Source organism: Pseudomonas sp. P8_241, from assembly GCF_034008315.1.
GTDB lineage: Bacteria > Pseudomonadota > Gammaproteobacteria > Pseudomonadales > Pseudomonadaceae > Aquipseudomonas.
Genome location: NZ_CP125377.1, coordinates 4935977 through 4960000 on the forward strand (window position 1 = coordinate 4935977; position 24024 = coordinate 4960000).

Annotated in this window: 16 protein-coding genes, 2 tRNA genes and 3 rRNA genes (1 of these 21 running past the window's edge); 5 read left to right on the forward strand and 16 right to left on the reverse strand. The window is 58.6% G+C overall.

All coding sequences use genetic code 11. The features are described from left to right. The first annotated feature begins 17 nt into the window (after positions 1–17). Both QMK58_RS21980 and QMK58_RS21985 read left to right on the forward strand, forming a co-directional pair. Positions 18–1841 (forward strand): glycoside hydrolase family 15 protein, encoded by a 1824-nt coding sequence (locus tag QMK58_RS21980; protein WP_053157133.1) that lies wholly within the window; start codon positions 18–20, stop codon positions 1839–1841. Between the two features lie 250 nt (positions 1842–2091). Next, entirely contained in the window at positions 2092–2481 is a 390-nt protein-coding gene (locus QMK58_RS21985) for a hypothetical protein (RefSeq protein ID WP_320395441.1), read from the forward strand. A gap of 5 nt (positions 2482–2486) precedes the next feature. On the opposite strand, the gene QMK58_RS21990 is transcribed toward QMK58_RS21985, so the two are convergent. After that, positions 2487–3467 carry a GlxA family transcriptional regulator gene (locus tag QMK58_RS21990; RefSeq protein WP_053157127.1) on the reverse strand — a complete coding sequence of 327 codons (981 nt, stop codon included), beginning with the start codon at positions 3465–3467 and terminating at the stop codon, positions 2487–2489. Between the two features lie 88 nt (positions 3468–3555). Here QMK58_RS21990 and inhA point away from each other — a divergent pair, with 88 nt between their 5' ends. Beyond that, on the forward strand, positions 3556–4242 hold the full coding sequence (gene inhA / locus QMK58_RS21995; protein WP_053157125.1) for an isonitrile hydratase: 687 nt from the start codon (positions 3556–3558) through the stop codon (positions 4240–4242). Between the two features lie 322 nt (positions 4243–4564). On the opposite strand, the gene QMK58_RS22000 is transcribed toward inhA, so the two are convergent. Beyond that, positions 4565–5050 (reverse strand): SRPBCC family protein, encoded by a 486-nt coding sequence (locus tag QMK58_RS22000; RefSeq protein ID WP_053157123.1) that lies wholly within the window; start codon positions 5048–5050, stop codon positions 4565–4567. Between the two features lie 213 nt (positions 5051–5263). Between QMK58_RS22000 and QMK58_RS22005 the strand changes: the two genes are divergently transcribed. Next, the gene (locus QMK58_RS22005) at positions 5264–5665 is read left to right on the forward strand and encodes a lysozyme inhibitor LprI family protein (protein WP_053157121.1); all 402 of its coding nucleotides are present in this window, start codon (positions 5264–5266) and stop codon (positions 5663–5665) included. 113 nt (positions 5666–5778) lie between these two features. On the opposite strand, the gene peaD is transcribed toward QMK58_RS22005, so the two are convergent. From peaD to peaA, 4 genes are all read right to left on the reverse strand, one after another. Continuing rightward, on the reverse strand, positions 5779–6897 hold the full coding sequence (peaD, locus tag QMK58_RS22010; protein ID WP_053157120.1) for a quinohemoprotein amine dehydrogenase subunit beta: 1119 nt from the start codon (positions 6895–6897) through the stop codon (positions 5779–5781). Positions 6898–6919: 22 nt separating this feature from the next. Then, on the reverse strand, positions 6920–7243 hold the full coding sequence (gene qhpC / locus QMK58_RS22015) for a quinohemoprotein amine dehydrogenase subunit gamma (protein ID WP_320395442.1): 324 nt from the start codon (positions 7241–7243) through the stop codon (positions 6920–6922). 1 nt (position 7244) lies between these two features. Further along, positions 7245–8675 carry a quinohemoprotein amine dehydrogenase maturation protein gene (gene peaB / locus QMK58_RS22020; RefSeq protein ID WP_053157118.1) on the reverse strand — a complete coding sequence of 477 codons (1431 nt, stop codon included), beginning with the start codon at positions 8673–8675 and terminating at the stop codon, positions 7245–7247. Between the two features lie 81 nt (positions 8676–8756). Next, the gene (gene peaA, locus QMK58_RS22025; protein WP_320395443.1) at positions 8757–10337 is read right to left on the reverse strand and encodes a quinohemoprotein amine dehydrogenase subunit alpha; all 1581 of its coding nucleotides are present in this window, start codon (positions 10335–10337) and stop codon (positions 8757–8759) included. Positions 10338–10861: 524 nt separating this feature from the next. Here peaA and QMK58_RS22030 point away from each other — a divergent pair. Next, positions 10862–12352 (forward strand): aldehyde dehydrogenase family protein, encoded by a 1491-nt coding sequence (locus QMK58_RS22030; RefSeq protein ID WP_053157112.1) that lies wholly within the window; start codon positions 10862–10864, stop codon positions 12350–12352. Positions 12353–12464: 112 nt separating this feature from the next. Here QMK58_RS22030 and QMK58_RS22035 read toward each other — a convergent pair whose 3' ends face one another. From QMK58_RS22035 to QMK58_RS22080, 10 genes are all read right to left on the reverse strand, one after another. Then, a complete protein-coding gene (locus tag QMK58_RS22035) occupies positions 12465–13763 on the reverse strand; it encodes an NAD(P)/FAD-dependent oxidoreductase (protein ID WP_320395444.1) in 1299 nt (432 codons plus the stop codon). Beyond that, the gene (locus QMK58_RS22040; protein ID WP_053157106.1) at positions 13760–14437 is read right to left on the reverse strand and encodes a S8 family serine peptidase; all 678 of its coding nucleotides are present in this window, start codon (positions 14435–14437) and stop codon (positions 13760–13762) included. The genes QMK58_RS22035 and QMK58_RS22040 overlap by 4 nt, the downstream gene beginning before the upstream one ends. Further along, positions 14427–16145: an ABC transporter ATP-binding protein gene (locus tag QMK58_RS22045; RefSeq protein ID WP_053157103.1), complete on the reverse strand. Its 1719-nt coding sequence runs from the start codon at positions 16143–16145 to the stop codon at positions 14427–14429. Before QMK58_RS22045 ends, QMK58_RS22040 begins: the two co-directional genes overlap by 11 nt. After that, positions 16145–18049 carry a sigma-54-dependent Fis family transcriptional regulator gene (locus QMK58_RS22050; protein WP_320395445.1) on the reverse strand — a complete coding sequence of 635 codons (1905 nt, stop codon included), beginning with the start codon at positions 18047–18049 and terminating at the stop codon, positions 16145–16147. Before QMK58_RS22050 ends, QMK58_RS22045 begins: the two co-directional genes overlap by 1 nt. Positions 18050–18152: 103 nt before the next feature. Next, positions 18153–20045, reverse strand: a complete 1893-nt coding sequence (gene mrdA, locus QMK58_RS22055) for a penicillin-binding protein 2 (RefSeq protein WP_320395446.1) — start codon at positions 20043–20045, stop codon at positions 18153–18155. Between the two features lie 206 nt (positions 20046–20251). Further along, positions 20252–20367: ribosomal RNA gene (rrf, locus tag QMK58_RS22060) — 5S ribosomal RNA — on the reverse strand. Between the two features lie 151 nt (positions 20368–20518). Further along, a 23S ribosomal RNA gene (locus QMK58_RS22065) occupies positions 20519–23412 on the reverse strand. A gap of 248 nt (positions 23413–23660) precedes the next feature. Further along, positions 23661–23736 (reverse strand) — tRNA-Ala (locus tag QMK58_RS22070). Between the two features lie 27 nt (positions 23737–23763). After that, a tRNA-Ile gene (locus QMK58_RS22075) sits at positions 23764–23840 on the reverse strand. 81 nt (positions 23841–23921) lie between these two features. Next, positions 23922–24024: ribosomal RNA gene (locus tag QMK58_RS22080) — 16S ribosomal RNA — on the reverse strand; it runs 1434 nt beyond the window's last position. Together the 16S, 23S and 5S rRNA genes with 2 tRNA genes alongside form the textbook arrangement of a ribosomal RNA operon.

The following is a 24024-nucleotide window of genomic DNA, read 5'->3' on the forward strand; positions in this document are numbered from 1 at the left end:
CCCGGAGTTTCGCGACAATGGCTGATCACCCCGAATGCCAAAGCACCATCGACGCCCACGGCATCATCGGCGACATGCGCAGTGCGGCGCTGGTCAATGACAAGGGTAGCGTGGACTTTTTCTGCTGGCCGGAATTCGACAGTCCGTCGATCTTCTGTTCTCTGCTGGACAGCCCCGAAGCGGGAATTTTTCAATTGTCCCCGGACTTGCCAGACGCCCGCCGGGAACAGATCTACCTGCCCGACACCAACGTGCTGCAAACCCGCTGGCTCAGCGACCGCGCCGTGGTCGAAGTCACCGATCTGCTGCCGATTGGCGACACCGAGGACGACCGTCCGCTGCTGATGCGCAGGATTTGCCTGGTCAGCGGTCGCGCCACTTTGCGCCTGCACTGCGCCGTTCGGCATGACTACGCCCGCGCCGTCACCCGCGCCCGTATGGATAAAAAAGACGTGATTTTTGAAGCGCCTGATCAACCGTCCTTGCGACTGTCTTCGGGTCAAGCGTTGCAAATCGAAGGCAATGCCGCCGTCGCCGAGTTCACTCTGGAACAAGGCCAGAGCACTGAATTTCTGCTCGGTGCCATCGATGATCCGCGCTTCAAGGAAGGCGCCGCCGCCCTGTGCCTGGAACGCACCCTGAAGTTCTGGCGCGACTGGATCGGCCAGTCCAATTACCGTGGGCGCTGGCGGGAGATGGTCAATCGCTCGGCCCTGGCCATGAAGCTGCTGACGTCGCGCAAACACGGGGCCATTCTCGCCGCCGCGACCTTCGGCCTGCCGGAAACGCCCGGTGGCGAACGCAACTGGGACTATCGCTTCACCTGGATCCGCGACGCCTCGTTCACCGTCTACGCCTTCATGCGTCTGGGCTTCGTCGAAGAGGCCAATGCCTACATGCGCTGGCTGCGCGGGCGGGTCAGCGATTGCCAGGGCAAGCCGATGAAACTCAACATTCTGTACGCCATCGACGGTCACCAGGAATTGCCGGAGATTGAACTCCCGCACCTTCGCGGCCACGGCGGCGCCCGGCCGGTACGTATCGGCAACCAGGCGTATGAACAGGTCCAGCTCGACATCTTTGGCGAGCTGATGGACGCTATCTATCTGGTCAACAAATACGGCGAAGCCATCTCCCATGATGGCTGGAAGCACACGGTGGAAGTGGTCGATCAGGTGTGCGAAACCTGGAACCAAAAGGATGTCGGCATCTGGGAAATGCGCGGCGAGCAATACCACTTCCTGCATTCGCGCCTGATGTGCTGGGTCGCGTTGGACCGGGCCATTCGCCTGGCTTCAAAACGCTCGTTGCCCGCACCGTTCGCTCGTTGGGACCAGACACGCCAGGCAATCTACGCCGACATCTGGAACAACTTCTGGGATGAACAGCGCGGGCATTTCGTTCAGCACATCGGTGGAACCGGGCTGGATGGTTCGATGTTGCTGATGCCGCTGGTGCGCTTCGTCAGCGCCCGTGATCCGCGCTGGCTGTCGACCCTGCAAGCCATCGAAAAAACCCTGGTGCGCGACGGCATGATCTACCGCTACCGCAACGACGACAGCCAGATCGACGGCTTGCCCGGCACCGAAGGCGCCTTCGCCGCGTGCTCGTTCTGGTACGTCGAATGCCTGGCCCGCGCAGGTCAAGTGGACAAGGCTCATCTGGAATTCGAACAACTGCTCAGGTATGCCAACCCGTTGGGACTCTACGCCGAAGAATTCGACAGTCACGCACGCCACATGGGCAACACGCCGCAAGCGTTGACGCACCTGGCGCTGATCAGCGCTGCGTGTTTTCTGGATCGCAAATTGAGTGGGGAAAAGAGCTTCTGGCAGCCTTGAGACTTGTTTTCACAGCCGCCCGGCTTGCCGGCGAATGCGCACTCAGGGATGCCTTCGCCGGTGAGCCGGGCTTCTACGGGTTCAGTGTTTTTCCCGAACGATACGTTGCTCCAAGTCCTACCTTTTTTAAACAGAACCGAATGCAAAAACCGTAAAAAACCTGTATTGCAAGGCATCACATCCCCACCTAACATCCAGATTCAACGGGCACAGCGGAGCTGTCCAGCCCCCCGCAATTCAAGGAGCCAGAATGACCCAACGCATCCATCGCAGCATCGACACTCCCCTTCGAACCGGTCTGAACCGCGAAGCTCTGTGGGAAGCCCACGACAAAGGCCTGATCAAGTGCTGGGAAGTCGGCCGCCAGCGCGCCTCCCGCTTCCCCGACCTCGCAAAGCAATGCCTCGCTGGCGAACTGCCGGTGCTGGGCTGGAAAGGCGGCGTCAACCGCAGCCTGAAGAAACTTGAAAAGTACGGTTCCCTAAAGTACCTGGCCCAGTGGCAGGGCTTGCGCGGGGAAGACCTGGACGTTGATCTGTGCGACGAGCGTGCGCTGACCTGCTCACGGACCTCGATGGTGGTGACGTTTACCCCGGATCGGACGAAGTACTTCAATCAGGTGACGCAAGAGCAAGCCTGATGTGATCAGTGCACCGGATCTGCTGCTGCACTGACAGAAAACCGCTCCCGATAAGCCTGTGGCGTCACGCCCATTGCCCGCAGGAAACTGCGGCGCAGGGTTTCTTCGCTGCCGAAGCCGCATTGCACCGCGACGCGTTTGATCGGCACGCCGGTATCGCTGAGCAAGCGCCGCGCGGTCTCGACCCGAATCAGCTCGATGGCCCGGGCCGGGGTCTGGCCGGTGTCGGCGCGGTAGTGGCGGACGAAGCTGCGCTCGCTCATGCCGGCCTGTAACGCCAGGGTCGGGACGCCGAGATCCTTGGTGAGATTTTCGCTGATCCAGGCGTGAAGTTCATCGAACCGGTTGCCGTCTTTTTGCAAGGACAGGGTCACGCTGAATTGCGACTGGCCGCCCGGACGCTTGAGAAACACCACCAATTGCCGGGCAACTTCCAGCGCCATGCTGCGCCCAAGGTCTTCTTCTACCATGGCCAGTGCCAGGTCAATGCCGGCGGTCACGCCGGCCGAGGTCCAGACCGGGCCGTCGTTGATGAAGATCGGATTGGGTTCGACCTGTAATTGCGGGTGCTGCTGCGCCAGTTGCTCGCAGCGGGTCCAGTGTGTAACGACGCGTCGGCCATCGAGCCAGCCACTGGCCGCCAGCAGGAACGCCCCGGTGCACACCGAGCAAACCCGCCGACATCCGCGTGCATGTTCGCGCACCCACGCCACCATCGACGCATCCTCCGCTGCCGCGTAGACGCCCCAGCCACCGGCAATGACCAGGGTGTCGCTGCCTTGCTCCGGCAATGGCTCGGCCAACAGCGCCAGCCCGGCTGATGACATGACTGGCCCACCGCCGCTGGCGATCACCGAGGGCGCATAGGGTGTTGGCAAACCTCGCTGACGGGCAATGTCATTGGCCGAAGCGAATACCTGCAACGGCCCGGTGACATCGAGCAATTGCACGTTGGCGAAGGCAAGTACGTGAATGGTTTTCGGCATTTGGCGTAATTCGTGGGGATATTGGCGTATGCGCCAAAGACTACGAGCCTACAGTCAAACCGTCTACCCACCTCACGAGAAAAGCGCCATGACGTTGCAGATCGGTTTTCTGTTGTTTCCACAGGTTCAACAACTAGACCTGACCGGCCCCTACGATGTGCTGGCCTCGTTGCCGGATGTGAAAGTGCACCTGATCTGGAAAGACCTGATGCCCATCACCGCCAGCACCGGTCTGATGCTGAAACCGACCACTACGTTCGAAGATTGCCCGGCACTGGATGTGATCTGTGTTCCGGGTGGCAGCGGCGTCGGCCCCTTGATGGAAGATGACGAAACCCTGGCCTTTCTCAAGACCCAAGCCGCCAACGCGCGCTACGTCACCTCCGTGTGCACCGGCTCGCTGGTGCTTGGCGCAGCCGGATTGCTCAAGGGCAAACGTGCCACCACTCATTGGGCGTACCACGAACTGCTGGCGCCGTTGGGGGCGATTGCGGTTCAGGACCGCGTCGTTCGCGACGGCAATCTGCTGACCGGTGGCGGCATCACCGCCGGCATCGATTTTGCTCTGACCCTGGCCGCAGAGCTGTTCGACAAGGCCACCGCCGAGCTGGTGCAGCTGCAACTGGAATACGCTCCAGCGCCGCCATTTGCCGCGGGCAGCCCCGAGACAGCACCGGCCAGCGTGCTTGAGGAGGCGAGCCAACGTGCCGCTGGCTCGTTGAAATTGCGTGCGCAAATTACTCAGCGCGCAGCAGCGAAACTTGACCGTCAGTGACAAAAATGGGCTGCGGGATGCAAATACCCGCAGCCATGACTTTTCACACGCCCACAAAAAAACCCGCCGAAGCGGGTTTTTCCAAGACCATTACGACTCCTTGTCGCGGCATTCCTTGCCTATGGTCGATCATCCGTGATCCTGAGCACATCCTGTGCTTCAGTGGGTGAGGCCAGCTTACGCATCGGATCCAAATAACAACAGTCGACATCACTACCACCGCGTGTAAGACATTCGCTATAACCCACCTTCCGAAAACCCTTAGACGCTTGGACTTCGAAGCCGCAAAGCGAGCTTCGCGCCTTTGCGCTGAAACCGGGTCTCAACCCTCACGCGGGTGGCCCTTGGCGCTCTCGCTCAAAAACTGCTCGATGTTGTTCATCTGCTCTTCCCAACCGCGGCTGTCCATGCGGAAGGCTTTTTCCCGGCGTACGTCGGGAATGTGATCGAACCCGGACTCCGAGACCTTGAGCAGCGTGCCGTCTTCGTGGTCTTCCAGTTCGAACTTGACCAGGGTGGTCGGTTCCTGGGAATAGTCGATCTGCGCGTTTACCGCATAAGGGTGCCAGCGAAACGAAAACAGCCGCTCCGGCTCGACCCGCTCGACCAGAACATTCCACAAGACATGCTCATACCCCGGGTACGTGACCTTACCCTGGGTCCACTCACCGGCGACGAAACGCTTGCCCTCCAGCGCAACGCCAAACCACTGTCCGAACACTTCGGCATTGGCCACCACGCGCCAGACCTGAGAACGCTTGGCCTTGAGCAGGATTTTCCTTTCGATGCGATCAGATGCTGGGTTCATAAGTCACCTCCTGTACTTGAACAGTAGGTCAGTAAGACCATAAGACCAACCCTAAAGTTGTACCAATCGGGATTCGCAATCAACCATGCCTGAAACATTCGGCTGCATTTGCGGGAATTAGTTCTGGATGAAGATGCCAGGCAGGCCGTGCGAGCGAATGTCCTTTCGCTACACTGCAGCGCAATTTTCCTTGATAAACGCGAGCATCCCTCCATGAAACTACGCTTTTTCCTCGCGCTGGCGCCGCTGTTGCCGAGCGCGGGCGTTTTCGCCGTGGATTGCGACAACGCCAGTGACCAAACGACGATGAACCAGTGCGCGGCGCAGCAGCATGCGGCGGCCGACAAGGAGTTGAATGCGTTGTATCAGCAGATCAATTCACGGCTCAAAGGCAACCCGGACAACAAAAAGTTGCTGGTGGGCGCGCAGCGCGCCTGGGTGGCTTTTCGCGATGCCGAGTGCAAGTTCTCGGCGTCCGGGGTGACCGGTGGGAGTGTGTATCCGTTGATCTACAGCAACTGCACCACAGAGCTGACAAAGGCACGGGTTCAGACGTTCAGGAACTACCTGAAGTGTCAGGAAGGGGATATGAGTTGTCCGGTGCCGGGGGGTTGATTTTCACCGTTTTGTTGAGGGCTTCTTCGCCGGCTAGCCGGCTCCTACAGTAAATTTGTGAAAAACCTGTAGGAGCCGGCTTGCCGGCGAAGACGTCAGTTCAAGCACCACAGTTAGCGGACAAAAATCTGCGCCGTGGTAATCGCCATGTCCCCGCCCGGCAACTTGATGCTGCCCGTCTGTTTCAGGCTGTCGGCATCGAAGATCGCCACATCGTTGAACGTCCCCGCCAGGTAGATTTTGCTGCCGTCCTTGTTGAAGGAAATGCAGTAGTAGGAATGATCGAGCGTGGCGGACTGGAGCATCTTCTTCTGTTTGATGTCGTACTTGGCCAGGCGGTTGAGCACGCCGAACATCAGGTTAGGGTCCTTCGGCGAGCGCATGCCGCTGAAGTAGATTTCGGTCAAAGGGCCGAAGTCGGTGGTTTCGGTCTTGCCGGTCTTCAGGTCGACGCTGAACAGACCGTACAGGTATTCGGCGGTGGCCGGGTCCTGTTTCTTGTCCTTGAATTTCGCCGCGGTGTAGAGCAGCGAAAAATCATGCCGATATGTCTGCTGATTCCACACGTAGAGCACGTCCGGTGCGCTGTAGTTCGGGCGTTTCCAGTGCCGGCTGGGAATCAGCACATCGAATTTTCCGGTTTGCACATTGACCTTGTAGACGTCCGCGCCGGCCACGTACAGCGTGCCATCGTCACCGCTCTGCATGATGGTCAGCTGGCGCGGCGCCGGGAAACTACGCACAGGCTTGGCGTCCATGCCCGCATCGGTCTTGTACACGTCGAGCCGTGGCTGTTGCACTTCATAGCGGTCGTTCATCATCAACGTCGGGTTGGCGACGGTGAACAGTTCCTTGCCGTCGTGGCTGAGGGTGAAGGCGAACATCGACTTCGCTTTTTCCCCCGGCTTCTGGGTGATGCTGGCGTGGAATACCTGCTTGCAACTGTCCAGTTCGACGCCGTAGATATCCGCATAGTGATTGTTCAGCACATAGGCGGTCTTGCGATCCGGTGACAGTTGCACGGTGCCGGGCCCGAAGGCGTCAGGCATCTTGCAGGTCTTGAACAGCGTGTCGGTCGCCAGATCGATCACGTGCAGGTTGTTCGGGTAGTTGGTGGTCACCATGTATTCGTGACCGTCTTGCAATACGCTGTTTTCATCGGCCAGGAGACTGAGCGAAAACGTGCTCAGGACGGCGAAAGCGGCCAGGCCGCAGGCTTTGATGCTGTGCATGCTGGAATCCTTTTCTGTCCGATTACTTGTCTTTTGGAAAGACAGTGCCGAGGTTGCGCCAGTTGTCGTTGGACGCCAGGGCATCCTTGTTCCAGTCCGGGTAGGTGCTCATCATGTCTGGCACCTGGGCCGGCCACCAGCAAGGGTCAGAGCAACCGTAGAGGTCGGCTTCCATCGGCTGGCACAGCGACGACACACCGCCAAACGCATCGATTTCCCAGCCAGGGTCGGTGGTCGAGGCACAGCCCGCCACCGAACTCATCGCCACCACTTCTTCAATGCGGTTCTCATCCGCGGCCTGATCCAGCTTCAGCGCTTTGTTATTGATTGCCTTGAGATGTTTCATATCAGTGAGCCTTGCGCGGAGTGATGTAACTGCTGATGAACGCAGGGTTGTTGGCCATGATCCGGGTGTAGACCTCGATGCCGAAGTCGACCCAGTCACGCATCAGTTCGCAGTAGTGATAGGTCGGGTGGGTCGGGTCGCCGTAGCGGGCGTAGCTCTCGTGGTAGCAGCCGCCGGAACACAGGTTGCGGATCTGGCAGTCTTCGCAGCCGGTGTTGGTGCGGTCCAGGCGCTGGGACAGGAAGTCGTTCAATTCCACCTGTTTCACCCCACTGTGGACGTTGCCGAAGGTCGGCAGGCTCGAGCCGGTAAAGCGGTGGCACAGGTTCAGCTCACCCTTGTGATCCACGGCCAGCATCTTCAGGCCCGCACCGCATGGCAGGGCTTTTTTGTGGCCTTCGTGGATGTCGGTGATCAGCTGGTGCAGATTGGAGAAACCGATGTTGCGGTGCTCCAGCGCTGCTTCCAGATAGCGTCGACCGAGGGCCTTCATGTTGGCGAACACCTGCACCAGTTCATCACTGGTGAGGTTGAAGCTGCTGATGTCGCCGGAAGTCACCGGCGCGAAGCCGACTTCGGCAAAACCCAGTTCATTGAACAGGTGGTCCCAGATGGTTTCGACGTCGGTCACACCGGTGGTGAGCGTTACGCGAGCACCGACCGGACGGCTGTTGTAGCGTGACAGCAGCATCTGCGCCTTGCGCCGCACCACGTCGTACGTACCCTGCCCGCCCACGGTGATGCGGTTGCGGTCGTGCACGGTTTTCGGCCCGTCGATGCTCACTGACAAACCAAAGCGGTGGGCATTGAGGTAGTCCACGGTGTCTTCGGTGAGCAGCGTGGCGTTGGTGGTCATGACGAATTCGACGAACTTGCCCGCCTCGCGGAATCGCTTCTCACAGTAATCGACCATGTACTCGATCAGCTTGCGATTGCTCAGCGGCTCGCCGCCGAAGAACACCACGGTGAAACGTTCTTCGTCCGGGGATTCCCTGAGCAACATTTCCACCGAAGCGATCGCCGTTTCGACGTCCATCTTCTTGCCTGCCGATGGTTTGTCGAGGTCTTCCTTGTAGCAATACGTGCAGCTCAGGTTGCAGCCAGTGTTGACGTTGAGCACCACGGTATTGATTGCCGTGCGCTCGACGCGTTTGGTGGCGATGTCCGGGGTCAGCGGCGAACCGTCGCTGACCAGTTCCAGGGCCATCAGCTCGCGCAGGGTCTCGGTGATTTCCTCGCCATTGAAACGCGTGGCCAGGCGCTGGATCAGGTCGTCCGAGGAGCAACCCGGCCCGCGCAAGGTGTCGATGATGGTGCCCGTCAGTTCATCGCTGGCGAACAGCGAACTGCTGGGGATGTGAAACAGCATGCGGTCGGCGTCGACGTGCACTTCGTGCAAGTTGCGTTCGACCAGATTCAAGATAGCGCCCATGGCAAACCTCCTGTGCAAGCCCCGGTTCCGGGGCCTGCGGTCATTCCGAAAAAGTGTCTGAAGCCTGCGTTTTCAGCCAACTCAAGGAATGGGTGGATTGTTCCAGCGTTGCACGGTCACGATCATGTGGCCTTCGCCAGTCAGGGATTTCCCTGCGTCGTCGACGGCGGCGATCACCTTGAGGTTGCCGGCATTGTTGGTGGACATCTTGCGTGCCGGGTTCGGTCCGGCATCGCCCGGGGTGAAAACGCCGGTGTCGGCCTGCATGGTGCCGGCGAACTTGACGTCTTCGTCTTCCTTGGCGCGATCGTCGAAGGCCTCGACTGTCCATTGCGCCGGGAACACGCCGATGCGGTACGGCTTGCCGTCGGCGCCCTTGCCCCAGGCTTCCGCATCGAAACGACCCTGGACTTTCGGCGTCGAACCACCGCCCTCGCCGATCCGCGCTACCGAGAATTGCGGCACGACTTTGACCGAGGCGATCTTGCTGTAGACCGACAGGCTCGGGCCTTTCAACGCACCGACGGTGACCATACGCAGGCCCGGTTGGGCATTGGCGGCAGCCTTGAGTTTGACCTTGATCCGCTCAGGGCTCTGCTCAATGACTTCAACCACCTCCACGCCTTTGCCGAAGTCCGGCTTGCCGGTCAGGCCGCTGCCGATCAGGGTGACTTGAGTTTCGCTGCCAGCCTTCAGATAGCCCGGCTGCACGGCCAGCAAACGCTGGGAACCCTGCTTGGCCGCGACGAAGTCCAGTCCGCGCTCGTCATGCTCGGCCTCGAACATTCGGCCCTGCATCGCATTGCCCTGGGCGGCGAACACCTGCCGCATGGTCACGCCATCGATGGTCACGTTGCCGCGCCATTCGTAGCCGGTGTAGAGAATCGCACTGCCGTCGCCATTGAACGGGGTGCCGTCGGCATATTGGCCCTTGACGCTGACCTTGAAGGTATCGCTGCCGTCGGCGCTGACGCTCATCACACCAGCCAATTCACCCTTGCCCGGCAAGTGACCGCTAAAGCTCCAGTCGCCCACCAGGGCATCGGCCTTCGGCGCGACACTCTGCCATTTTTTCCAGGCCGGGTTGTCCAGCGGATAACGCTTGGCCAGCAGCGGCACCATCTCTTTACGGGCCATATCGAACCAGTCGCGGTCCCGGGACAGTGCCTGGTATTCCAGCGACGGCCATTGCCCAAGGTGGAAGTTCACCAAACGCTCCCATTCCTGGGCCGGACGCCGTTGCAGGGCGACCCGCGCACCGGAGTGGCAGCGGCCACACATCTGGCTGGTCTGGTCATCGAACTGCTCGACCGTGTTGAGCCGACGCTCCATGGCATAACGCACGCCATCGGTTTCGCTCGGCGCCAGGCCCTGGGTGTCGGCCAGGTATTTGACCAGCGTGCGACGGTCGTCATCGCTGATCTGCAAGCCGTGCATAGTCTGCATGCGGGCGATGCTCATCAGCCAGCCTTCCGGCGTCTTGCGCTGGTGGCTGATACGGCTGAGGGCGTTATCGGCTTCGGGGGTGTGACAGCCCTGACAGGTTTCCTTGAGGATGGTCTGGGCGTCGCGGGCTGCCAGGCTGGCGGGGGTATGCAGGGCCACGCAAGCGGCCACGGCCAGCAGGCTGGCGCTCATGCCTGATCGGATTCTTCTCTTCATCAACGTCGAACCTCGCACGGTGCTTTCTTATTTTTGTGGCTTGTCGTTTTTATGGTTTCTACCGCCGGCCTCGATCGGCTACGGAGGCAAGAGAAACGTCTGCGATGAGCAATACACGGAGCGTGCCAGCTTATTAATATCTATTTGAATCAATGAGTTGCTTGAAACGTCCTGGGTTTAGTCAATGGCTGGATCTGCGTTCCCCGTTCAATTTCGCGACAACTGTTGCAACCTGAGACAAGCATAGTTCTGCTCTCTGTAGGAGCGAGCCTGCTCGCGATGGACGTCAACGATAACGCGGAGTGTCTGAATGCCTGGATTGTCCGGAGGTTTTTCGCGAGCAGGCTCGCTCCTGCAAGGGTGTACTGATGTCTCACGTCGTCGCAATTTGCGACGCTTGCGCACGCCGAGGCCATTCGAAAAACAACCCGCAAGCCCGCCCGTTCGGGCTCGAAACAAAGAAATCTACAACTGGCACAACCGTTGCGAAAGACCTCGTCACACGAACAAGACGAGGTTTCAACATGTCGCTCCCAAACCTGCTTCCCGCCACCACGGCATTCATCCAGCGTGCCCCACGCATGCTGATCGGCGCAGACTGGATCGAGGCCGCCGACGGCCAGACCATGCCCCTGCACAACCCGGCCACCGGTGAAGAACTGTGCGTGGTGCCACGGGCCACGCCTGAGGATGTCGACCGCGCCGTGCTCGCCGCCCGCCAGGCCTTCGATGATTCGGCCTGGAGCCGCACTCGCCCGCGGGAGCGGCAGAATCTGTTGTGGAAACTCGCCGACCTGATGCAACGCGACGCCGAGTTGCTGGCGCAACTGGAATGCCTGAACAATGGCAAAAGCGCGGCGGTTGCCCAGGTGATGGATGTGCAGTTGTCCATCGATTTCCTGCGTTACATGGCTGGTTGGGCGACCAAGATCGAAGGCTCCACGGTCGACGTGTCGGCGCCGCTTATGCCTAACGATCAGTTCCACAGTTTTATCCGTCGCGAAGCGGTAGGCGTGGTCGGCGCCATCGTCGCCTGGAACTTCCCGCTGCTGCTGGCCTGCTGGAAACTCGGCCCGGCGCTCGCCACCGGTTGCACCGTCGTCCTCAAACCCGCTGATGAAACCCCGCTCACTGCGCTCAAGCTCGCGGAACTGGTGCTGGAAGCGGGCTATCCGCAAGGCGTATTCAACGTGGTCACCGGCACCGGCATCACGGCGGGTTCCGCCCTGACCCACAACCCGCTGGTGGACAAGCTGACCTTCACTGGCTCAACCGCGGTGGGCAAGCAGATCGGCAAGATCGCCATGGATTCCATGACTCGGGTCACCCTGGAACTGGGCGGTAAATCGCCGACCATTGTCATGGCCGACGCCGACCTGAAGACCGCCGCGGCCGGCGCCGCCAGTGCGATTTTCTTCAACCAGGGCCAGGTCTGCTGCGCGGGTTCCAGGTTGTACGTGCAGCGCAAGCACTTCGACAATGTGGTAGCGGACATCAGCGATATCGCCAACGCCATGAAGCTCGGCAATGGCCTGGACCCGAGCGTCGAGATGGGCCCATTGATTTCAGCGCGTCAGCAGCAACGGGTTTACGGCTACATCGAAAAGGGCCGGGAAAGCGGCGCAACCATCGCCTGTGGCGGTGAGCAATTCGGGCCGGGGTTCTTCGTCAAACCGACAGTCATCGTTGATGTCGATCAGAAGCATTCGCTGGTGCAGGAAGAAATCTTCGGTCCGGTACTGGTGGCCATTCCGTTCGATGACGAGGCCGACGCGTTGCGCATGGCCAACGACAGTCCTTATGGACTGGGTGCGAGCATCTGGTCCAATGATCTGGCAGCGGTGCACCGGATGATTCCGCGAATCAAATCCGGCTCGGTATGGGTCAATTGCCACAGCGCCCTGGACCCGGCACTGCCGTTCGGCGGTTACAAGATGTCGGGGGTCGGGCGTGAAATGGGTTATGCGGCGATTGAGCATTACACCGAGCTGAAGTCGGTGTTGATCAAGTTGTAATAGCGGCGACTGTCGGGCCGCCTTCTCGAGCATGCTCGCTCCTACATTGGAAAGCATTCACCCTGTAGGAGCGAGCCTGCTCGCGATGAGGCCAGCCCAACAACCACTGGCCTCAGGGTTTGAACCCCTGCGCCAATAACCAACTCCTGACCATCCTCCCCTGCTCCAGCGTCAAGCCCGCCAGGACCTGCTCCGCAGGCACTCCTTGCTTCATCCCCCGAACCAGCGGCGCCAACTCAACACTCAGCACATGCCAGATCCCCAACGGTTGATCCGCCGTAATCACCACCTCGGCCTCATCGACAAAACCATCGCGCAACACCGGCGCCCGCTCGATCCTCAACGCATTGAAATCTGCCTCGGCATGGGCGATCTCGGCATCCGGCCATTGCCGTCGTGCCTGCCAGAAGGGTTGATCCAACCATCGTTGCTCATCCGCATAAAAATCACGGCCGATGCGCGCGAATCGCAAAAACAGCTGTTCCACCCTTTGTTGATGAAAGCGTTGGGCCAACGTCGCTCGCTCGGGTTTGCGCAACAGCGTGTTGATCACCGCCGGCGCCTGCAACGCCGAGGACAGGGATTGAAAAATGCCGTTGCCCGATAGCGGGTCCACAGCCATCGCTGCGTCCCCAATACGAATCCAGTTATCGCCGCACACCTGAGGGCTCAGAATCGCCGTACTGCTGCGGGCATGCAGCTGCAATTGGACCTGGGGGTCGCTGCCAAAAAACGCTCTCGCCACGGACGACGCCTGACGCCGTTGCTGACAAAAATCCAGTAATTGCGCCTTGGCGGGCAACCCCACACTGGCCACGTCCACCGTCCATTGCCAGTAACACTGGCCGTCGGCCCGCCGCGCCATCCACGCCCAACCGTCTGCAAGGCTTTCAACGGCGCTGGCCGTGGTGCCCGGCGAGCCTTGCCAGCGATTAAGCAGGCTGACGGTCTCCGGGCCTCGAAGGCCTTTGCCGAGTGCGGGCGCCTGACGTCCACGGGCTTCGACCAGAAACTTCGTGAGCAGCGGCTCGCGAGCGTCGATCTCGATTCGATGGCCAGGTTCGCAAGATTGAACCGACAACACACGGCCTTCGATGAGCTCGACACCGGCCAAGCGCAGATCCTCACGCAGTCCTCGGTCAAAGCTGGGGCGATCCAGCAAGTATTCGATATTCTGTGCGTGTTGCCGGCCGTTCCACGAAACCTGCCGCTGAGACGGCAAAGCTGCGTTCGTCAGCGCATGATGAAAACCCGCACCACGCAATGCCTCCAGCACCCGGATAGATACGCCTTCGAGCGCGGCAAACCGGCGCCATTCACTGACCAAAGTCACGCTGTAACCAAGCCGCCGAAGCCCCAGCGCAACCGCTGCACCCGCGGGTCCTGCGCCGAGAATGACGATCGCGGTCATGACCCGAGTCGCCGTTCAGGGCCACGATAGGCGGCGTTCTGCTGCAACCAGTCGATGACTTGTGCGTTGCTGGCGTCAGGTTGCGCAGCGAGGAAACCCGCAATGTGTCCACTCAACGCTGCGCAACCGAGGCTCGCACCGGATTGCCCTGGATATGTGCCGTGCACACACGCGGCGAAATCCGCCTGGGCACTGTTGAGCCATGACCATTGCTGCTCGGCACAACGGGCGTCGCCGGTCACCCGCAGCACCTGCGCATAATTCGCGGGGAACACGCCTTCACCCTGAGCAGGGCTCGACGCACACAACAGCACGCCTTTCGCCACGGCCGCCGCGCAGGCTGCGCGCAACAGGCTGCGATCCTGGCGCAACCCCAGGCTCAAATTGATCAGCCGCACATCCTGCGCCACCAGCCAGTCGATCGCGGTAGCGATCTGCAACGCGCTGGTGACCCCGCGCTGATCGAACACTTGAGCCACGCAAAACAACGCTGAGGGTGCGCGCCGGCTGATGGCCTCGATCACAGCGCTGCCGTGCCCGAGCGGGTCATCCCGCAAGTCGCTTTCGGCCAGAGCGTCCTTCAAAAGTGAAAACCGTCGTCCGGCGATCACTTGCACCCGCTGTGCAGCCGAATGGCCGCTGTCCACCACACCAATACGCAGTTCAGGCTTCATGCAGCACCGTTTTCGAGGTGAGTACGCCATCGAGCAATTCAAAGCGCAAATCGGCGTCGGCCAGTGTCGAGGGACGATGGCTGATCAGGATCCGCGTACGCCCGGCAAACAAACGGTCGATGGCTTCGATGACTTCGCGCTCGGTGGTTTCATCCACCGCCGAGGTGGCTTCGTCGAGGACCAGAATCAAAGGGTCCTGCAACAATGCCCGGGCAATCGCGATGCGCTGTTTTTGCCCGCCGGACAGCTGCTGACCACGCTCCCCCAACGGGCTGTCGAGCCCTTCAGGCAGGGACGCGATCAGGCTGTCCAGCTGAGCCAGTCGCGCGACTTCGGCTATCGATTCACGACTGGCGTCCGGCACGGCATAAGCCAGATTGTCGGCGAGGCTGCCGCGAAACAGCACGATGTCTTGACTGACGATGGCGATACGCTGACGCAGTTGGAACAAGTCCAATTCACGCAAGTCGACGTCATCCAGAAGCACTCGCCCGGACTGCGGATCGTGGTGCCGTTGCAGCAGATCGATCAGGGTTGATTTGCCGACACCCGAGCCGCCGCTCAAGGCGACTTTCAAACCGTAGGGAATTCGCGCTTCGATGCCGCGCAACGTCGACTGCCGGCCCGGATGGGCGAAGTGCACGTTGTCGAACCAGAGATCGCCAGAGGCCGGTATTGGCCGGGGTGCATCGGGTGTCAGTACTGTCGGTTGCTCACCGCGCAACTCCATGACCCGGCCGAGGCTGACGGTCATCCGCTGAATGGCCACGTAGAGCCCGAGCAAACTCTGAACCGGCCCAACGGCCATGCCCAGGTAAGTGGAAAACGCGATCAACGCACCCAACTGCCAAGTGCCCTGCACGACCCAATAGCCGCCAATCAAAAATGCACAGGCGCGCGACAACGACGTCAGGGTGCCCGGTACGGCCTGTGTGAAAAATTCGGTGACCTGCAGGCGCAGCAACTGGCTCATGTAGCCCTGCCCTAGCGTCTCAAGGCGCCGCGCTTCCCGCTGTTGCTGGCCAGCAGACTGAATGAATTTCATCACCGGCAGTGTCTCGACCATGAACGAGGACATGTCCGCCGAGCGCTCGCGCAATTGCCGCACATCGCGCTCGACCTTGCGTCGCATCCAGCGCAGCCAGAGTACATCGAGGGGAATCAACACCAGTGCCAACAGCGACAACTTCCAGGACAACGTCAGCAGCATCGCCACCGCTACGACCAGACCGATCACACTGGACACCGCCGAAAACAGAGAGTCCACGGCAAAGCGCTGAATCTCCGCGACGTCGCCATCGAGCCGCGACATCAGGTCGCCAATGCGCCGCTGGCCGTAAAAGCTCGGCGACAGGGTCTGCAAATGCCGGTACAGATCATCGCGCAACGCAAACAGCATGCGCCCGGACAGCCGTGTGTGCAGGTAGCGATTGATCCCCGAAAGCGCCGTCCCCAGCAGTCCGGCGACAATCATCAACCCGGCAATCAAAACCAGCATCGGAAAGTTGCGTGCCAGCAGACCGTCATCGATCAACAGCTTGGTCAGCCATGGCTGCACCAGCACCAGCGCCGAAGCACAAACCGATAATCCCAGCAGTCCGGCAATTGCCAGACGATGGGGCCGGACAAAACTGTAGAGCCAATGCAACGCCGCTTGCAGGGCCTCGGGGTTCTGGCTGTCGATCAGCCGAACGATCAGGCGCTGCATCATGAGCGCAACTGTTTAAGCTTGCGATACAGCGTCGCGCGGCTGATGCCCAAGGCGTCTGCGGCGGCCGATACATTGCCCTGATGCGTGTCGAGGGACTGGCGAATCATTTCCAGTTCATTTTCACGAATGCTGCCGGAGTGCGGCCGTTCGCTGACGGACAACTCGTCAAGCATGCTGTCGGGCAAATGGTCGATGGTCAGAACAGCCTCCCCCGGCTCGCGCATGGCCAGCGCCGTACGCAAAACCATCTCAAGCTGACGGATATTACCGGGCCAATGATAAGCGGCGAGTAAACGGTCAAGGTCGTCGTGCAGGACTACGGTTGGCGCGTCGAGACTACTGAGCAGGCGACTGATCAGCGCGCCAAAATCCTCACGTTCGCGCAACGCCGGAAGTATCACGTTGATGCCGTTGACCCGGTAGAACAGGTCTTCGCGAAAGTGTTTTTCCTCTACCAGACGCTTGAGGTCACGGTGGGTGGCGCAGATCAGCGCGACGTCGATGTCCTGCTCTTCACCGGCGCCCAGCGGCGCGACTTTGCGATCCTGAAGAACGCGTAGCAGGCGAGCTTGCAAGGCCAGCGGCATGTCGCCTATTTCATCGAGAAACAAGGTGCCACCATGGGCCTGTTGCAAGCGCCCGATCATGCCGCCACGGCGTGAGCCGGTGAACGCGCCTTCACGGTAGCCGAACAGTTCAGACTCAATCAGGCCTTCGGGAATGGCTGCGCAGTTCACCGCGACGAAGGGTTTATCGCAACGGCTGCCGGCCATGTGCAGGGCGCGGGCGATGACTTCTTTGCCGGTGCCGGTTTCACCCAGCAGCAACACCGGAAGCGCGTTGGCCAAGCCTTGGCGAGCCATGCGCAAAGCCCGGGCATAACGGGTATTACTTCCGGCGAGCGATTCGAGATCTGGTTGCGTTTTCGCGGTTTTCGCAACGTTGCGCGCCTGACTGTTGGCGTTGACCGAGCGCTGTGGCGCACGCAGTGTCTTGTAGAAAAACTCGCCTTTGGCGGTTTGCAAGCTGCCAGCGCCGCCCTGATGCAAACGGGTCAGTAACTGTAGGCCATCGACACCGAGAAACTCTTCGCAGCGCCGGCCCACCAGAGCCGAGCGCTCGGCATGGAGCAACTGACATGCCTGGGCACTGACCGCCAGAATCCGCCCGCCGAGGCTCACTGCCAGCAGGCCTTGCCATGGAGACTCGAGATACTGACGACGACTGTGAAAAGCGAGGACGATCTCATCGGGATAGCTGGCGTTGAACACCCGACTCTCGATCTGACTGACGGCCATGGCCAAGAGCGCGGTACTGTCATGGGCACGACCCAATGGTCCTTCGCGGGTCAGGTCGAGGACGCCGAGGATATCGCCCTGGGGGCAATGGATCGGTACAGAGGTACAGGAAAAATCGCTCAGGCGATCCAGATAGTGTTCGCCACAATCGATCAAGGTTGGTCGGGCTTCGACCAGCGCGGTGCCCAGAGCGTTGGTGCCGCGTACTGCCTCGCTCCAGCAAGCGCCGAGGGTGATGTCTTGCAGGCCACTGCCCTTGAGACGATCGGCGCGCCCTTCAACCGCAAGAATCGTGGCATCGGAGTTAGCCAATATGATCAACCCTTCCTTGCCCTGGCGCTCGGCCAGGTAATCGATGGCGGGCAACGCGGCGTCGATCAACAAGCGATTGCTCGCGAGCAGTACGTCGACGCTCGCACTCGATTCCAGCGCAAGCTCATGCTTGGCATTGAAATGCACGCCATGGCTGAGGCTACGACGCCATGAGGCATCGATTTCGGCGCGCAGGACACCGTCAGGCACTTCGCCTTCCAGGTGAAGTTTCTCCCGGGCCAACCGGGCTTCGCGATGCAGTTTGGGTAGGTTTGTTTTTATTAGCGTCATCAAGCGCTCCGGGTCGTCCGCCCCTGCGCCTTTGTGAATAGGCGCCCTGCCGCAATCTTTACGTTAACGTCAGGGCAATGGCAAGTGCCTTACGGCGCTTGCTCTAGGCGTGAGGGTCACCCGACGCTTTGCCTGGTGCAGCGTACTGCGGTTTCAGGTGACCGTCCTGATCGAGCAGCCAGGCGTCCATGATCTGCCGTACAACGGGACCGGCGACGCGGCCCCCGGCTTCGCCGTTTTCGATCATCACCGAGATGACAATTTTCGGGTGTTCGGCCGGAGCGAAACCGACGAACAAGGCATTGTCGCGGTTTCGCTCCAGGGTTTTCGCACGGTTGTAACGCTCGCCCTGCTTGATCGCTACCACTTGCGCGGTACCGCTCTTGCCGGCAATACGGTATTGCGCCCCCGCCGCCGCTGCTCGGGCAATCCCGCGGGCATCGTGCATCACCATCTGCATGCCGTGGTTGACTTGCTCCCAGTCGCGCGGGTCCTTGAGCAAGATATTGGGTATCGGATGTTCGTCCACCGGCGCGACACCGTCGACCGTCACGGCCAGGTGCGGTCGGTTCCATACGCCTTTGTTGGCAATCAGCGCCGTGGCTTGGGCGAGTTGCAACGGCGTAACCTGCATATAGCCTTGGCCAATACCGAGGATCACCGTTTCGCCGGGGAACCATGGCTGACGACGCGTAGCGCGCTTCCAGGCTTGGGATGGCATCAGCCCGGGAGATTCTTCGTACATATCCAGGGAGACTTTCTCGCCCAGACCGAACATGGCCATGTAGTCGTGCAAGCGATCGATGCCGAGCTTGTGCGCCAAATCGTAGAAGTAGGTGTCGTTGGAACGCATGATTGCTGCGTCCATATCTACCCAACCGTCGCCGCTGTGGTTCCAGTTTCGGTACTTGTGATCGAAATCAGGGAGCTGGTAGTAGCCTGGGTCGAACACACGGGTTTGCGGCGTGACGATCCCGGCGTCGAGCCCGGCGATTGCAACTTCCGGTTTGATGGTTGAACCCGGCGCATACAGGCCACGCAGCACACGATTGAAAAGCGGCCGGTCGATAGAGTCGCGTAACGTCGAATATTCCCTTGAGCTGATGCCTGTGACGAACAGGTTGGGGTCGAAACTCGGGTTGCTAACCATAGCCAGCACTTCACCGGTCGATGGATCGAGTGCGACGACTGAGCCACGACGACCATCCAGAGCTCGTTCGGCGGCTTCCTGAAGCTTGATATCAAGACTCAGGACAATGTTTTCGCCGGGAACCGGGTCCGTGTGCTTGAGCACGCGCAACACGCGGCCCTGAGCATTGGTTTCAACTTCCTCGTAACCGACATGACCGTGGAGTTGTGACTCGTAGAATTTTTCGATACCGGTCTTGCCGATGGATTGCGTCCCCCGGTATTCGACCGTATCCAGTACTTTGGATTCTTTCTCGTTAATGCGCCCGACGTAGCCAACCGAATGAGCGAAGTGCTCTCCCAGCGGATAATGGCGAACGAACTGCGGCTCGACATCGAGTCCAGGCAACCGGAACTCGTTTACTGCCAGTTCGGCGATCTGTTCTTCGCTTAGCTCATAGAACAGGGTAACGGGCACAAATGGATGCCGTGCCTGCTTCATGGCTTTGTCGAACAGCGTGCGATCTTCCGGAGGCAAATGCAGGAGGCTGACCACCTCATCAAGCTCAGCTTTCACATCGGTGGCGCGTTCGCGAGTGATGGTCAAGTTGAAACTGGGTCGGTTATCTGCGAGGACGACCCCATTGCGGTCATAGATCATTCCACGGGTTGGTGTAATTGGCAGGACGTGGACGCGGTTGTTTTCGGAAATCGTGGAGTGATAGTCGAATTCAACCACTTGCAGGACGTAAAGGCGCACCACCAGCGCACAGGTAATAGCGACGACGAACAGAGCGCAGGCCATCAGTCTTTTGTTGACCAGGCGTGACTCTTTTTCGTGGTCTTTGATCGGGATCGGCTCAGGCACTAGTGCAGCAACTCTTTGAAAAGGTGTGCCGATCCATGGGCGCAAACTCAGTCCGTTAAAAAGCGCTGCACGATACCAAAAGCGCGGAATCAGGTTGATGTGATTTTTTTTACAATTGCCCTGAGCACGATAGACGGCGTGCCCCTGTATTTCGACCGAACAAACAAAACCCCAACTGCTTTCGCAATTGGGGTTTCGGAATTTAATCTTGACGATGACCTACTCTCACATGGGGAAACCCCACACTACCATCGGCGATGCATCGTTTCACTGCTGAGTTCGGGATGGGATCAGGTGGTTCCAATGCTCTATGGTCGTCAAGAAATTCGGGTACCGAATCGTGGCCAGTCGGCCGCGCTTCAGCAAATTGGGGATGTGATAGCTTGGTGTTTTGTGAGTATTTCGAACTTTCGGTTCATTGCGTCTTCACACACCGCAATCTGGCCTTTCGACTCAAATTGCTTGGGTGTTATATGGTCAAGCCTCACGGGCAATTAGTATTGGTTAGCTCAACGCCTCACAGCGCTTACACACCCAACCTATCAACGTCGTAGTCTTCGACGGCCCTTCAGGGGACTCAAGGTCCCAGTGAGATCTCATCTTGAGGCTAGTTTCCCGCTTAGATGCTTTCAGCGGTTATCTATTCCGAACATAGCTACCCGGCAATGCCACTGGCGTGACAACCGGAACACCAGAGGTTCGTCCACTCCGGTCCTCTCGTACTAGGAGCAGCCCCTCTCAAATCTCAAACGTCCACGGCAGATAGGGACCGAACTGTCTCACGACGTTCTAAACCCAGCTCGCGTACCACTTTAAATGGCGAACAGCCATACCCTTGGGACCGGCTTCAGCCCCAGGATGTGATGAGCCGACATCGAGGTGCCAAACACCGCCGTCGATATGAACTCTTGGGCGGTATCAGCCTGTTATCCCCGGAGTACCTTTTATCCGTTGAGCGATGGCCCTTCCATACAGAACCACCGGATCACTAAGACCTACTTTCGTACCTGCTCGACGTGTCTGTCTCGCAGTCAAGCGCGCTTTTGCCTTTATACTCTACGACCGATTTCCGACCGGTCTGAGCGCACCTTCGTACTCCTCCGTTACTCTTTAGGAGGAGACCGCCCCAGTCAAACTACCCACCATACACTGTCCTCGATCCGGATAACGGACCTGAGTTAGAACCTCAAAGTTGCCAGGGTGGTATTTCAAGGTTGGCTCCACGCGAACTGGCGTCCACGCTTCAAAGCCTCCCACCTATCCTACACAAGCAAATTCAAAGTCCAGTGCAAAGCTATAGTAAAGGTTCACGGGGTCTTTCCGTCTAGCCGCGGATACACTGCATCTTCACAGCGATTTCAATTTCACTGAGTCTCGGGTGGAGACAGCGCCGCCATCGTTACGCCATTCGTGCAGGTCGGAACTTACCCGACAAGGAATTTCGCTACCTTAGGACCGTTATAGTTACGGCCGCCGTTTACCGGGGCTTCGATCAAGAGCTTCGCGTTAGCTAACCCCATCAATTAACCTTCCGGCACCGGGCAGGCGTCACACCCTATACGTCCACTTTCGTGTTTGCAGAGTGCTGTGTTTTTAATAAACAGTCGCAGCGGCCTGGTATCTTCGACCGGCGTGGGCTTACGCAGTAAATGCTTCACCCTCACCGGCGCACCTTCTCCCGAAGTTACGGTGCCATTTTGCCTAGTTCCTTCACCCGAGTTCTCTCAAGCGCCTTGGTATTCTCTACCCAACCACCTGTGTCGGTTTGGGGTACGGTTCCTGGTTACCTGAAGCTTAGAAGCTTTTCTTGGAAGCATGGCATCAACCACTTCGTGTTCTAAAAGAACACTCGTCATCAGCTCTCGGCCTTAGAATCCCGGATTTACCTAAGATTCCAGCCTACCACCTTAAACTTGGACAACCAACGCCAAGCTGGCCTAGCCTTCTCCGTCCCTCCATCGCAATAACCAGAAGTACAGGAATATTAACCTGTTTTCCATCGACTACGCTTTTCAGCCTCGCCTTAGGGACCGACTAACCCTGCGTCGATTAACGTTGCGCAGGAAACCTTGGTCTTTCGGCGTGGGTGTTTTTCACACCCATTGTCGTTACTCATGTCAGCATTCGCACTTCTGATACCTCCAGCAAGCTTCTCAACTCACCTTCACAGGCTTACAGAACGCTCCTCTACCGCATCATCCTAAGATGATACCCGTAGCTTCGGTGTATGGTTTGAGCCCCGTTACATCTTCCGCGCAGGCCGACTCGACTAGTGAGCTATTACGCTTTCTTTAAAGGGTGGCTGCTTCTAAGCCAACCTCCTAGCTGTCTAAGCCTTCCCACATCGTTTCCCACTTAACCATAACTTTGGGACCTTAGCTGACGGTCTGGGTTGTTTCCCTTTTCACGACGGACGTTAGCACCCGCCGTGTGTCTCCCATGCTCGGCACTTGTAGGTATTCGGAGTTTGCATCGGTTTGGTAAGTCGGGATGACCCCCTAGCCGAAACAGTGCTCTACCCCCTACAGTGATACATGAGGCGCTACCTAAATAGCTTTCGAGGAGAACCAGCTATCTCCGAGCTTGATTAGCCTTTCACTCCGATCCACAGGTCATCCGCTAACTTTTCAACGGTAGTCGGTTCGGTCCTCCAGTTAGTGTTACCCAACCTTCAACCTGCCCATGGATAGATCGCCCGGTTTCGGGTCTATTCCCAGCGACTAGACGCCCTATTAAGACTCGCTTTCGCTACGCCTCCCCTATTCGGTTAAGCTCGCCACTGAAAATAAGTCGCTGACCCATTATACAAAAGGTACGCAGTCACCCAACAAAGTGGGCTCCCACTGCTTGTACGCATACGGTTTCAGGATCTATTTCACTCCCCTCTCCGGGGTTCTTTTCGCCTTTCCCTCACGGTACTAGTTCACTATCGGTCAGTCAGTAGTATTTAGCCTTGGAGGATGGTCCCCCCATATTCAGACAAAGTTTCTCGTGCTCCGTCCTACTCGATTTCATGACCAAGAGATTTTCGCGTACAGGGCTATCACCCACTATGGCCGCACTTTCCAGAGCGTTCCGCTAATCTCAAAGCCACTTAAGGGCTAGTCCCCGTTCGCTCGCCACTACTAAGGGAATCTCGGTTGATTTCTTTTCCTCAGGGTACTTAGATGTTTCAGTTCCCCTGGTTCGCCTCTTGCACCTATGTATTCAGTACAAGATAACCATCTTATGATGGCTGGGTTCCCCCATTCAGACATCTCCGGATCAAAGTCTGTTTGCCGACTCCCCGAAGCTTTTCGCAGGCTACCACGTCTTTCATCGCCTCTGACTGCCAAGGCATCCACCGTATGCGCTTCTTCACTTGACCATATAACCCCAAGCAATCTGGTTATACTGTGAAGACGACATTCGCCGAAAATTCGAATTTCTCAACTAAGAGAACTCACAAATTTTACCTTAGCCTGATCCGTTACCAGTGAAAGTAACGTTCAGTCTATCTTTCTATCACATACCCAAATTTTTAAAGAACGAACTAGTCAAAGACTAGAAATCAACATTCACCATCGAACCGATGGAATGCTCATTTCTAAGCTTTACACAATCAGAAGCAGTTAGTGGTGGAGCCAAACGGGATCGAACCGTTGACCTCCTGCGTGCAAGGCAGGCGCTCTCCCAGCTGAGCTATGGCCCCGTATTTCTACAGGTTCCCACACAAAATTGGTGGGTCTGGGCAGATTCGAACTGCCGACCTCACCCTTATCAGGGGTGCGCTCTAACCAACTGAGCTACAGACCCAATTTCGGGCTGCTTCTTTTCGTCTTCTTCAATGAATCAAGCAATTCGTGTGGGAACTTATGGAGCAGCTGAGTCGTCGATTAAGGAGGTGATCCAGCCGCAGGTTCCCCTACGGCTACCTTGTTACGACTTCACCCCAGTCATGAATCACACCGTGGTAACCGTCCTCCCGAAGGTTAGACTA